Origin of the sequence: Brachyspira pilosicoli P43/6/78 (assembly GCF_000325665.1) — a bacterium.
Taxonomy (GTDB): Bacteria; Spirochaetota; Brachyspiria; order Brachyspirales; family Brachyspiraceae; genus Brachyspira; species Brachyspira pilosicoli.
The window spans coordinates 2,438,500-2,451,534 of sequence record NC_019908.1; the positions used below are offsets into that span (position 1 = coordinate 2,438,500).

Here is a 13,035-nt window from a genome sequence, read left to right on the forward strand (position 1 = left end):
TTTTTCTTATTTAAATTTAATAAAACTACAAAATTTTTATAAAAAGGAGAAATTAAAATGAAAGTTGGTGTTATAGGTGCTGGAGCTATGGGCTCTGGTATTGCTCAAGCTTTTGCTCAAACTGAAGGTTATGAAGTTTGTTTATGTGATATTAAAGAAGAATTTGCTGCTAGCGGTAAGGCTAGAATTGCTAAAAGTTTTGACGGAAGAATTGCTAAGGGTAAAATGGAAAAAGCTGATGCTGATAAAATTTTATCTAAAATATCTATTGGTTTAAAAGATATTTGTAAAGACTGCGATTTAATCGTTGAGGCTGCTTTTGAAAATATGGAAGTTAAAAAAACTACTTTCAAAGAATTACATGAAATTTGTAAGCCTGATTGTATTTTCTCTTCTAACACTTCTTCACTTTCTATTACTGAAATAGGTGTTGGTATTGGAAGACCTGTTGTTGGTATGCACTTCTTTAACCCTGCTCCTGTTATGAAATTGGTTGAAGTTATTTCTGGTATCAATACTCCTAGAGATGTTGTTGAAAAAATAATCAAAATATCTGAAGAAATTGGAAAAACTCCTGTTGAAGTTAATGAGACTGCTGGTTTCGTTGTTAACCGTATATTAGTACCTATGATTAATGAAGCTATAGAGTTATATTCTATGGGAGTTGCTTCTGTTGAGGGTATAGATAATGCTATGAAACTTGGTGCTAATCACCCTATGGGTCCTTTAGCTTTAGGTGATTTAATTGGTCTTGATATTGTACTTGCTATTATGGAAGTACTTCAAAGAGAAACTGGAGACCCTAAATATAGACCTAGTGCTTTACTTAGAAAAATGGTTCGCGGCGGTTTACTCGGACAAAAAACTGGTAAAGGTTTCTATGAATATTCTAAATAATTAATATATAGTTTGTTTGTTGTTTGCGAAGGGGTTAATTTTAATCTCTTCGCTTTTTTTTTATTTTAAAATATAGTATACTATTTTTATATTATAGAATAAGGATATATATAGTTATGAAATATGGTGAAATTAATAATGAAGGTATAGAAAAGTTGATGGATATTTTTTATGCTAAAATTAGGGTGCATAAAGAATTGGGACCTATATTTAATGAGCATGTTGGAATTGATGATGAGTCTTGGGAGAGACATAAAGAAAAGATTGCTAAGTTTTGGAAAACTATGCTTTTAAATCAAAGACTTTATATGGGTAACCCTGTTCAGCCACATATTAATCTTATGCCTTTCGATATGAACTTATTTGACACTTGGCTTAATCTATTTAAAGAGTGTCTTGATGAAGTATTTGAAGAAGAGCCTTCTAATCATTATTATGAAGTAGCATGCAATATTGCTAAAAACTTTAAGGCGGTATTATTTAATCAGTAATAATTTAATGGCAGGAGATAAAGTTTTTATAATTTTATCTTTTGCCTTATATTTCTGATATATTGCTTCTAATTTTCTTTAATGTATTTTTTATTATTTCAGCATCATTTGGATTGAGTTCTTTTACTATTGTATCTAAAACTTGATTTTCATAATTTTCTATAATAGGTAATTCTTTTTTAGCCTTTTCTGTGAGATATAATGAAAAAGCTCTTTTATCGAGTTTATTTTCTTTTCTTTTTATAAATGATTTAACTTCTAATTTATCTATCATAGCTTTTACAGTATTTTGGTCTTTATCTAGTCTTATAGATAATTCTTTTTGAGATATGCCTTCTTCTTTTGCAAGTTCTTTTAATACAATTAATTGCTCTGGTGTGATATCGAAATTAATTATTTGTTTTCCTATATACTGATATATTTTTCTTGCGGTATAGCATATATCATAGCCTATGTTATTAATAATAATAAACTCCTTATACAATAAAAAATGCTATCATAATTTTTGACTATGATAGCATATAATTTATTTTTTGTTAATATCTAGTATATATCTTTAATTTATTATTTAGCTCTTTCTATTAGGGAGTTCAAATATTTTTCCATTTGTGCTTTTGTCATAATAAATGGATTTGCTTCTCCTTCTTTTAGATTAGCAACTTTTTCTAAATTAGCGTATCCATTATCTGCAAACAGATGTGCTGTTAATGATACTAATGCATTTCTTGAGAGGGCTTCTTTTTTGAAATACTCTGCTGACTCTTTATATTTTGCTACTAATTCTTTTTCTTTTGGAAGTCCTGTTCCGCCCCAAAGTACAGCAGTGTATTCTTTTCCTTTATATTTTACAGGGAATATAAAAGAGCTGCATCCAGCAGTGTGTCCCGGAGTTTCTAATATGGTTATGCTTGTATCTCCAAGTTTTATTACATCTTTATCTTTTGAATATATATCAACTTTTGTTTTTGGAGAGCGTGGAGAGTTTGCTCCAGTATTTAAGTTGTACATCAAGTCTGTATCTGTTTTTGTTAGTACAACTTTAGCAGCATATTTATTTCTTAAATAATTAGCTCCGCCGTAATGGTCTCCATGTCCATGGCTTAATATTATATATTTTAAGTCTTTAGGGTCTAAGCCAAAGCCTTTAATACCTTCTTCTATGAGTTTAGCATCTCTGTCGTCCCACATAGAATCTATTAAAATAAGTCCGTCAGAAGTCTCAATTACCCAAGCAACAACACTTACACTTCCTATGCAGTATACATTATCGAATACTTTAGTAGGTTTTAGGGGTGTGTTGTCATTTAGGTAATCCATAGGTGTTTTCTCAGCAGCAAATACTGAAAAAACTAGCATTAAAAAAATGAAAAAAGTTTTTTGTAATAAATTAATCAAGTTTCTATCTCCTATTAATTATTTATTTTAAATATAGTATGTATACGTATTATTTTCAATATGAAAAATATAATTTTTTGACTTTTTATATATGATTAAAATAAAAAAAATTATAAATGAATGGCTATAATAATATTTTATATATGTTATAATTAATAATATTTTATTTTGGATTAATTATGTTAAAGAGATTAATATTTATAATTTTATCTTTAAATATTTTGTGTTTAAATAATTTATATTCTCAGGACTATAATGAAGAAGAGCAAAATCCTCCTATAGATATTCCTATTATTAAGGCTATTGCTGAAGATGATATTAATACTTTAAAAAATATTATAAATAGCGGTGAAGATTTAGAGATTAGAGATGAGCAGGGCAATACTCCTTTAATATGGGCGGCACTTTATGGAAATGTTGATATAGTAAGAGAGCTTATTAATGCTAATGTAAATATTAATAATACTAACAATTTTGGAAATACTGCTTTGATGGGTGCTGTGCTTGAGGGGCATTATTCTACAATTAAACTTTTATTAGATAATAAAGCAAACATTAATACAACAAACAATGATGGCTGGTCTGCTTTAATGTGGTCTTCTGTGAGGGGGAATATTGATATTTTTAATTTGCTTATAGAATATGGTGCTGATATTAATGTTGCTGATAAGAATGGTAATACTCCTTTGATGATAGCTTCTGATTCTGCTTATATAGAGATTGTTGAAAGGCTTATAATGTTAAAAGTTGATGTGAATCAGGCAAATGGTTTGGGAGATAATGCTTTACTTATGGCTTCTATATCTGGAAATGTTGATATTGTGAGGAAGTTAATTGCTGCTGGGGCTAATGTTCATTTTAGAGGTTCTAATGGAATTACTGCTATAATTTATGCTTCTAGGTTTGGAAGATTAGACATAGTAAAAGAGCTTATAAAAAGTAAAAGTGATGTAAATGTTGCTGCTTCTGACGGTACTACTCCTTTAATTGCTGCTTCTATAGACGGATATACTGATGTAATAAAAGAACTATTAAGAAAAAAAGCTGATGTTAATAAAACTAACAATTCTGGATATAATGCTTTAATTATAGCTTCAATAGAAAATCATATTGATATAGTAAAAGAGCTTTTAGTATACAAAGCTGATATTAATGCTGTTACAGAAGAGGGTTATACTGCTTTGATGGGGGCTTCTGCTGCAGGAAATTTGGATATTGTTAAGATATTAGTTGATTCTGGTGCTGATATTAATTACAAATCAAAGGCAGGAGAGACTGCTTCAGATATTGCTAAGAGGAAGAGTCATTTAGAAGTATATGAGTTTTTAAGCAATATTTCTAAATAAAATTAAAAAAACTTTACTTTTATTTGTTTTTAGTAAAAAATATTTACTTTTACTTGACATTTAATTTACAATTTGCTATAATAAATAATGTCCTTCATTGATATACATAATTAAAAAAAGGAGATTATTTATGAAAAAGCTATTTCTTCTAATTTTTTCATTATTTTTAATTGGTTCATATAGTATTTTTGCTGCCGATTTTGGAATTGGTATAGTAGTTCCTCTTGGGGCTTCTATATCACAAAGTTCAATAACTCATAAAGCGGGTGTTGATACTAAAAATGGTGCTTTAAGTACATCTGGTGCTTTTGAATGGGGGCTTGGTATTACTCCTGGTTTTTATAAGGATTTTGATGATTATATGGGCTTTTCTTTGGCATTAGATTTAGCTTATCATAGAGATGTTTTTGCATACAAAGAAAGTGTGGCTACAGGAAATAATTCTTATTCTACTGTTAATACTTCTTATAATTTTGATACTATATCTATTGGACTTCTTCCTAAGTTTAATATAGCAAGATTTTTTATAGGGATTGGAGGAGGAGTTAAGATTCCTCTTGCTTCGAGTGAAACTACTAAAACATATAACGAACAAACTCAGCAATTAGTAGATGCCAATAATAAATATAATTTTGATAGTACAAAAAATAAATTTGATATGTTTGTAATACCTTATATAAAGCTTACTGTTGATTATTTATTTTTCTTTAATAAAGAAGCTGCATTCGGACTTGGAATATATGCAGGATATGATTTTGGTCCTTCATTTAAGGCAGATGATAGATTTAGCAAAAAGTCTTTGGGTGCTTTTGATATAGGTGCACAAATAAGTCTTTATTTTGTAGATAATTAATCCCCTCTATATAAAATTTTATAAAAAATGATTTAATGTTTTAAGGTGTGTGCAATAAAAATGCATGCACCTTTTTATTGATATTTATTAATTTTTATATTATTATATTTTATAATTTAATAGTGTTTAGCTGTGTAATAATGAAAAATTATAATGTAAATAATTTAATATATTTTGTTAATAGTTCTTTCAAAAATAAATCATATAATTTAACACTAAAACTATTAGAAGAATTAATTAAGAGAGATAAAACTTTTTATAAAGCATATTGTTTATTAGGATATATTATTTTTATAAAGTCAGAAAATAATAAAAAAAAATTAAAACAAGCAATTAAGTATTTTGATATATCTATAAAGCTTCAGAAATATTATCCATTATCATATTATTATAAAATTAAGTCAAAAAAGAAATTAATGAAAATTAATGGTAAAGAAGTTTCTAAAATTAAAAAAGAAATAAAATCAGATATTGCTCAATTAAAAAAACTTGCAAATAATTATTTAATAAAAAATTTAATAAAAAATTTCTTAAAAAATCCATTATATTATCAAAATAAAAAAACTTTAATATTAAAAAATATTGAAGAGATAAAAGATTATATGATAGATTTTAATAATCAAAAAGTTAAATATGATTATTCTGATATTATAGAAAATTATAATTATTTTATAGAAACAAACAATAATATGGAATATGATTTATATAATTTGAGAGGTTTTATTAAATTCAATTTAAATATATATGATGAAGCTTTAGAAGATTTCAATATTTCAATAAGTAAATATTCGTATGGCTATTATAATAGGGCAAAACTTAAATACAGATTAAAAGAATATAATGAAGCTTTAAATGATTTTAAAGAAGCTAAAAAAATATTTATGAGAGAATCTTCTTCAGATGTTGTAGATAGAATAAAATGCGACCACTATATTGCTTGGTGTAATTATGAATTAAATAATACGGATATTCTTTTTGATGATATAGAAGTTGATTATAAAGATGATTCTTTAGCTTATTATAACATAGCAAAATTAAAACTTCAGTTAAATAAATATGATGAGGCTTATAAATATTTTTCTAAAATAGATGAAAATTGCAAAAATTACAAAAAAGTAAAATATTATATTGCAGTGTGTAAATATAAAATTGATAATAATTATGATGATATAGACTTTTTAGAAAATATTTTAAAATTAATCTCTATTTATAAAAAAGAGAACGATTTTGGGAGTGTGAAGAATTTTAGCAATGAAATTTTAGAGCATATTGAAAGATTTGATAAAAACTCTTTTAATTATAATTATTATAAGGTTTTAGCATTATATCATATTTATGAAATTGGAAATTATAATAAAAAATTAAAAAAGCAATTAACGGATATTTTAAAAAGTATACTTATGATGATAAAAGATAAAAAAAGAGAATATTATATAATAAAAAAAATGTTGACGGATTTACAAAGATATGGCATCTGAAAATAAAGATATTAGTTATAATAGTTTAAAATACAATAAAAAAATATTATACCTTCATTAGATAATATAAAAAATAGTAATAAAAATATTTATATTGTAGAAAGTATTTCTGGAAGGGAAAAAGAAAAAAATAAAGATTATAAGATAAGAAAAATATTATTAAAAGATATAGATACATTTGATTATGATATAAAAAATACAAATAAAAAAGAAACTAAAATAGATAAAAAAGCTATTTACGATACTATTTCAAATATTAAAGGATTTTATTTTTTGAGTTTAGATGCTTTTATAGAATATTATAATTTTACTACAAATAAAAAGATAGAAACACAAAATGATATAAATAAAATAAAAGGCTATCTTAAGCAAAAAGCTTATAGAAAAAAAATACTTCCTGCATATAAATTAAAGAGTAAAGAAAATGATAATTACTCTTATTTTTATATACTTGAAGAATTGGATATACTTGATTTTTTAGTTGATAATCTTGAGTTTGGTACAGATATAAGAGAGATATTGTATGATATAGATTTAGATTATGTTGATTTTATAGAGAAGAAAATTAAAGCTTTAGTTAAACAGATAAAAAAAATTAATAAAAAGTATAATGATAAAATATATTATGATTATAAATTGTATTATATGCCATTTTTTATCTATGATTATTTTAAACAAAAAAAGATTAACCAAAAAGACTATTGTAAACTTTTAGAGATTTATAAAAAAGAATATGAATCTTTAATAAAAAAAGAAGATGAAAAATATTTTTATTATGATGAGGAAGTAGAAAATAAAAAAAGTTATTATGATATAGATTTATTGAAAAGATATGATGGTTTTGTATATGATTATGATTTTAAAGAGTATATTAATTTACATTATAAACTTATAGATTATCAAATAGAATATAAAAGATATTTAAAAAATTATACTGATTTTTTTAGCAGTCAAATAATAGTATTTTTATATTTTTTAGGACATATTTCTAGGGCTGATTTTTTGGGTTTAAGAAAAAAGATAAAAGATTTAGAATATATGAGTTTGCCTTTAAAAAAAGATAATATATATTTAGAAGAAGATGAAGAGAATATAATATTTGAAGTATCATCTGATAATAATTTTAATAGAGTTTTAGTAGATTATATAGAGCTATATAATTTTACAAAACTTTATTATAATGAAGATATAAAACTTTCATATGATAAAAACAATTAAATTAATCTTAAAGTCCAGCAAATTTAAAAAAATTTTGAAGTATTAAAATAAAAATTATACTCCAAATGCTAAATATTTGTCATGTGTTATTATCTAACCATACTGATATATAAAGGAGTATAAATATGAGCAAAAAACCAAATCATAATGCGGATATTTCAAATCCAAACAAAGGTACACCTGGAACCAATATTACTTATGACAAAAATCAGGGTAATAGAGGAAAACAGATGAACCCTAATCAGAAGAAATAATTAAGTAAAATTTATTTCTTCAGGCTGCCTCAAATTACTTATTAGTTTGGGGCGGCTTAAAGTTTAGAAATTATTATGTAAAAAATTTATATGTAATGATGGTTAGGTGAAAAGAAAAATTAATATTTATAATAAGGAGATTATATAATGAATTTATTTATTGATTTACATAGAAAAAGTGCAAAAGAAGCTAGAAGGTATTTCACAAGTTTATTAATGATGTTATGTATATTAAAACTATTATTTGGTGATAATTTAAGCATTAATATAGAAATAGTATTTGGAAGGGGGCTTCACAGTGAAAATAAAAGACCTGTTTTGAAATATGTTATTTTAAGACAAGCTGAAAAATATAAATATTTCGGATATGAGTACAAACTAAATAAAAAAACAGCTAATGGTTCTATGATTATAACTTTTTAATTTTGTGCGAATAAGGTAAGTGTAAAATGGCAAGAAGAGATGAAAACAATAATATAGATAAAAATGCCAAAAGAAATATAAATGCTTTTGATGTGTATTATTTTATAAAGAATAAAAAATATGCTTTGCCAAAATATTCATTTATTTTGAAAAGCAAAAAAAGATTAATATCTATAGGAGAATTTTTAAAACTTTTAGAAAATAACAATATAAAAAATATGAGTATTAATTTACTTAGGGAATGGGACAATAAAGAGCTTCTTCCTGCATATAGAGTTGAGAGGGGAATGATTAGAACAGAAAGCAGATACTACATAATGGAGCATCTTGATATTGTAAAAGAAATAGTGAAATTAAAATCTTATGGGCTTGAAATAAGAGAGATAGAAAAGGTTGTTTTTGAAAATAAATCTTTTGAAATACTTTTCTTGTCAAAATTAATAAAAAATAAGGAGCTGCTTATGAAGATGAAATACATTGTAAAAAACATAAAACATATAGAAGATGAATTAGTAAGTTCTATATGCAATGAAGTAAAAAATATATTTAACATTAATGATGATGATTTTAAAGAAACTTTTAATGATAAGTATTTAAACACTATATTAAATGATTATAAAAGCAGCAATTTAAATTCTGATGAATTAAGTGTATTGTTATTATCTTTAATACTTTTGAGTTTATACAATTCTTATGACAATAATTCTTTTGACAGGAAAAAATTCTCCAAACAATTTTACAGCATCATAAGTGGAAATAAAACTAATACCTCACCATAGTGATATATGTGCTTTATATATCATTTATGTTGATTAAAGTATGAAAGTGAATATATTATTTTTTAAAAAATCTATTTTGGCATAATATTAGGAAAATCTAAATTCCTATTATTTATAAATTTTATTTTAAGGAGATAAAAAATGAAAAAGTTTATTGTTCTCATGTTTGTTGTGGCATTATTTGCTACTTCATGTATATCACAGCATAGACACGTAGTTGGTAATGGACCTCAAACTGGTGTAAAAGTAGAGAGAAAGCAGTGGTATGCTTTATGGGGATTAGTTCCTGTTGGTTTTGTAGACACTAAAGAATTGGCAGGCGATGCAAAAGATTATGAGATATATACTAGACAAAATGCTGGAGACTTTTTCTTAAATCTTTTAACAGGTATAGTTACTTTCCAAAGCAGAACAGTAACAGTTACTAAATAAAATTTAATTATTCATGGACTATTATAAAAAAAATTATGATAGTCCTAATTATTGATTTAGGTAAGTATTTATGAGAAAAAATATTTTTTATTTATTATTAATATTGTTATTATTAAGCTGCAATAAAAAAGAGAATATAAACGAGTCTTATAATAATGATGCAGTAAGTGATGCAGATTTCTTTTCTAACAAAGAAATTAATTTTAAGAAATTAGAGTTAGGAAGTGATATTTCTACTAATGAAATATATTTTATTACAAATGCTTCTGTAAGTTTTATTCCTCCAATAAACTCTATTAAATTGACAGATAAAGATAGAGATGATATAATCTCCAAAACAGGTTATGGAAAAGGTTATTTTGATGTTGATAGTATGTTTATAGATGAGAAAGTAAAAATAACATGTTTAGCAGGCTATACTAAAAAAGAAGGAGGTAATATCAATTCTTTAATTTCTTTTATAAGAAAGATGAATAATGGAGATAATTTTACAGAAGAATATTATACTATTAATGGCAAAAAAAATATTCAGTTTAAAATTAACATGAACAATGCTACTAGCATACTTTATATAATCTTTGAATCTAATAATGGCTATTATTTCATATTAAATTATACGTTTCCTGTTTCCTATTTGGAAGATTCTTTAATTAGAATAGCAAATTCTCTAAATAGTGTTAATTTCAGTTTTTAAGAGTTATATTTTTTATGAGATTAAAATTCTTTTTTTAATATTTTTATTTCTTTCATTATCTTTGTATACTCAAGATAATGAAGCCATGGATTTAAATACAAAGGAGGTAAAATCTAAATGGTCATTTAATCCTTTTAGGCTTTATGATACTGATAAATATTTATATGGTTGGTTAGACCCTTATGTTTATAATAGTAAATATTGGTTGGGGGATATATTTAATATAGAGGCTATGTATGAAAACCCTAATTATCATTTTGAGAATATGGCTTTTTTTCATCAGCCTACTTTAGGTTCAGAAATATATCCAATAGCATTCAATTATAAAGATAAACATAGATTTAGAATTGGTGTTGGTTTTCTTACACAGTTTTTTTTATCTGTTTATAAACCTTATAGCAGTGTTTTGTATGGAGAGAGTTTGTTCTTTGGTACATATATGCAAGTAGAGCTATATTTTGATTATATATATAATGATACATTAAGATTTAGGTTTACTCCTGTTCGTCATATATGCACTCATATAGCTGGAGATATACTTGGAGATGATAAACTTTATAATAGAGATAAAGAAGAGTTTAGAGATTCTAGTATAGAGCTTATGAATTTTTCTCTTAACTATAAATATGGATATTTTAGTTTTTATGGCGGATTTTCTTTTGCTATGACAGGTTTTTATGAATCAAACTTTATAAATCTATTTAGTATATATTATGGTACTGACTTTAGATATCCTTTGTGGGGTGAGATAAGTTTAATAACTGGTTTTTATTTGGGTCTTGATTATGATAGAATCAATACTGTTGAAAGAACAATAAATGGTTATAATATTTTAGATAGCTATGATAAATTATATCCGTCTATAGTTTTAGGTATTGGAGTTGAAATTTATAGATTTACCATAGGGTTAAAATATGAGTATATGCGTTCTAGGCAATTATATGCCTACAGAAGCATGGAAAGTAAATTAGGTATTGAGGTTACATTGTTTTTTTAATCGATAATAAAGATTAGAATAGATAAAACTAAAAATAAATTTGATTTTTTATAAAAAAGTATGGAAATTATTTTTTAAATAGTTGATTTTTATTTTGTTATAATATAAAATATACGCGTAAAATTTGATATCAGATTTTTACCAAATTATAAAGATTGGAGAAATCTATGATTCAATTATTACCTATTCTTCTTTTATCCGCATTTTTTATCGGATGCGGTCAACAGCCTTACACTAATTTAGAAAACACCCCAAAAGCTAAAAACGTTATAGTACTAATTGCAGACGGACAAAGCTCTGATGTAATCACATACTCAAGATGGTTTAAAGGCGGCGATTCATTAGCAATAGATGAGATGTTAAGCGGAGCAGTGAGAACTCATAATGCTGATTCTCCTATAGCCGATTCAGCACCTGCAGGTACAGCTTTAGCTACAGGCTATAAATCATCTTATCAGCAGTTTATAGGTATACTTCCAGATGAAGCTATACTTCCTAATTCATCAATACCTACAGAAGCAAGAGCTCCTATAGCAAATGTGTTGGAGGCAGCTCAGCTTCTTGGTAAATCTACAGGAGTAATTTCTACTTCAGAAATTATGCATGCCACTCCTGCAGCTTTTTCTGCTCATGACATCACTAGAAAAGATTATGACGACTTAAGCGAACAGCAAGTGTTTCAAGATATAGATGTTATATTAGGAGGAGGGTATAAGTTTTTTACTAAAGAGGCTAGAAAAGACGGAAAAGATCTAATATCAGAAATAACTAATTTAGGCTATTCTCTAATTAGAACTTCAGATGAATTGGATTCTTTTAGAGGTGATAAAGTTGTAGGACTTTTTGCTGATGCAGATTTAGCTTATGAGATAGACAGAGAAGAGACAACTCAGCCTTCATTAGCTCAAATGACTTCAAAGGCTATAGATATACTTTCTAAAAATGACAAAGGTTTCTTCTTGATTGTAGAGGCTTCAAAAGTTGACTGGGCAGCTCATGCTAATGACCCTGTTGGATTAGTTTCTGATACTTTAGCTTATGTTGATGCTGTAAAAGCTGCATTAGATTTTGCTAAAAAAGATAATAATACTATGGTTATAGCTGTAACTGACCATGGAAACAGCGGTTTTACTATGGGTAATTATGATACTTCTTCAGATTATCACAAAAGAACATTAGAAAGTTTTATAGAGCCTGTAAAAAAAGCTTCTCGTTCTGCTGAGTATGTGGCAAGAAAAATAGAAGCTGGAGAAGATATAAAAATAGCTATGCAAAAATATTATGCTATAGATGATATGACAGAAGAAGAGGTTAATTCTCTTAGAGGAAAAACAGGCGATGATTTACATTATGCTATAGGACCAATATTAGCAAAAAGAGCTTATTTAGGTTTCAGCACACATGGTCATACTGGAGAAGATGTTCCTCTATATACATATTTGCCAAACAACAAAAGAATTATAGGACTTATAGATAATACTGATATAGCTAAAAATATTGCCTCTGCTATGGAAATAAATTTAGATGAATCTACAAAAAAATTATTTATGAGTGAAGATGAATTAAAAAAGGCAGGTGTGGAATTAACATCAGACGGTAATATACTTACTATGCATATTGGAGATAAAACTGCTCAAATAATGAAAAATAGAAATATAATAATTGTAAATGGAGAGAGAAAAACTTTAGACGGTGTAGTTGTTTACAATGAATCTAAATGGTATTTCCCTTCTCAGGTTTTAGATATATTAAAATAATATTATTTAATGTTTTAGAGA

15 protein-coding genes are annotated in these 13,035 nt (G+C 25.8%); 13 read left to right on the plus strand and 2 right to left on the minus strand.

What is annotated here, in order from left to right:
• Positions 1 to 57 precede the first annotated feature (57 nt).
• Together BPP43_RS10910 and BPP43_RS10915 are read left to right on the plus strand one after the other, a co-directional pair.
• On the plus strand, positions 58 to 897 hold the full coding sequence (locus BPP43_RS10910) for a 3-hydroxyacyl-CoA dehydrogenase family protein (RefSeq protein ID WP_013243660.1): 840 nt from the start codon (positions 58 to 60) through the stop codon (positions 895 to 897).
• A gap of 116 nt (positions 898 to 1,013) precedes the next feature.
• A complete protein-coding gene (locus tag BPP43_RS10915) occupies positions 1,014 to 1,388 on the plus strand; it encodes a group III truncated hemoglobin (RefSeq protein WP_013243659.1) in 375 nt (124 codons plus the stop codon).
• A gap of 46 nt (positions 1,389 to 1,434) precedes the next feature.
• On the opposite strand, the gene BPP43_RS10920 is transcribed toward BPP43_RS10915, so the two are convergent.
• Both BPP43_RS10920 and BPP43_RS10925 read right to left on the minus strand, forming a co-directional pair.
• Positions 1,435 to 1,872 (minus strand): MarR family winged helix-turn-helix transcriptional regulator, encoded by a 438-nt coding sequence (locus BPP43_RS10920; protein WP_014933654.1) that lies wholly within the window; start codon positions 1,870 to 1,872, stop codon positions 1,435 to 1,437.
• Positions 1,873 to 1,952: 80 nt separating this feature from the next.
• Positions 1,953 to 2,783, minus strand: a complete 831-nt coding sequence (locus BPP43_RS10925) for an MBL fold metallo-hydrolase (RefSeq protein ID WP_015274959.1) — start codon at positions 2,781 to 2,783, stop codon at positions 1,953 to 1,955.
• A gap of 179 nt (positions 2,784 to 2,962) precedes the next feature.
• Between BPP43_RS10925 and BPP43_RS10930 the strand changes: the two genes are divergently transcribed.
• The 11 genes from BPP43_RS10930 (at position 2,963) to BPP43_RS10975 (ending at position 13,014) form a co-directional block, all read left to right on the plus strand.
• On the plus strand, positions 2,963 to 4,129 hold the full coding sequence (locus tag BPP43_RS10930; RefSeq protein WP_015274960.1) for an ankyrin repeat domain-containing protein: 1,167 nt from the start codon (positions 2,963 to 2,965) through the stop codon (positions 4,127 to 4,129).
• A 130-nt stretch (positions 4,130 to 4,259) separates the two neighbouring features.
• Positions 4,260 to 4,982, plus strand: coding sequence for an outer membrane beta-barrel protein (locus tag BPP43_RS10935; RefSeq protein WP_015274961.1), 723 nt, complete (start codon positions 4,260 to 4,262; stop codon positions 4,980 to 4,982).
• Between the two features lie 140 nt (positions 4,983 to 5,122).
• Complete coding sequence (locus BPP43_RS10940; RefSeq protein ID WP_015274962.1) at positions 5,123 to 6,460, plus strand: tetratricopeptide repeat protein; 1,338 nt, start codon at positions 5,123 to 5,125, stop codon at positions 6,458 to 6,460.
• Positions 6,461 to 6,733: 273 nt separating this feature from the next.
• Positions 6,734 to 7,678, plus strand: a complete 945-nt coding sequence (locus BPP43_RS10945; RefSeq protein WP_015274963.1) for a hypothetical protein — start codon at positions 6,734 to 6,736, stop codon at positions 7,676 to 7,678.
• Positions 7,679 to 7,803: 125 nt separating this feature from the next.
• A complete protein-coding gene (locus tag BPP43_RS12605; protein ID WP_014933647.1) occupies positions 7,804 to 7,932 on the plus strand; it encodes a hypothetical protein in 129 nt (42 codons plus the stop codon).
• 147 nt (positions 7,933 to 8,079) lie between these two features.
• The gene (locus BPP43_RS10950; protein ID WP_015274964.1) at positions 8,080 to 8,355 is read left to right on the plus strand and encodes a Smr/MutS family protein; all 276 of its coding nucleotides are present in this window, start codon (positions 8,080 to 8,082) and stop codon (positions 8,353 to 8,355) included.
• Positions 8,356 to 8,381: 26 nt separating this feature from the next.
• Positions 8,382 to 9,134 carry a MerR family transcriptional regulator gene (locus tag BPP43_RS10955; protein ID WP_015274965.1) on the plus strand — a complete coding sequence of 251 codons (753 nt, stop codon included), beginning with the start codon at positions 8,382 to 8,384 and terminating at the stop codon, positions 9,132 to 9,134.
• Between the two features lie 141 nt (positions 9,135 to 9,275).
• Complete coding sequence (locus BPP43_RS10960; protein ID WP_015274966.1) at positions 9,276 to 9,566, plus strand: Bor/Iss family lipoprotein; 291 nt, start codon at positions 9,276 to 9,278, stop codon at positions 9,564 to 9,566.
• A gap of 70 nt (positions 9,567 to 9,636) precedes the next feature.
• On the plus strand, positions 9,637 to 10,260 hold the full coding sequence (locus BPP43_RS10965; RefSeq protein WP_015274967.1) for a hypothetical protein: 624 nt from the start codon (positions 9,637 to 9,639) through the stop codon (positions 10,258 to 10,260).
• Positions 10,261 to 10,345: 85 nt separating this feature from the next.
• Positions 10,346 to 11,257 carry a hypothetical protein gene (locus BPP43_RS10970; RefSeq protein WP_252832329.1) on the plus strand — a complete coding sequence of 304 codons (912 nt, stop codon included), beginning with the start codon at positions 10,346 to 10,348 and terminating at the stop codon, positions 11,255 to 11,257.
• 167 nt (positions 11,258 to 11,424) lie between these two features.
• Entirely contained in the window at positions 11,425 to 13,014 is a 1,590-nt protein-coding gene (locus BPP43_RS10975) for an alkaline phosphatase (protein ID WP_015274969.1), read from the plus strand.
• The last annotated feature ends 21 nt before the right edge of the window (positions 13,015 to 13,035 follow it).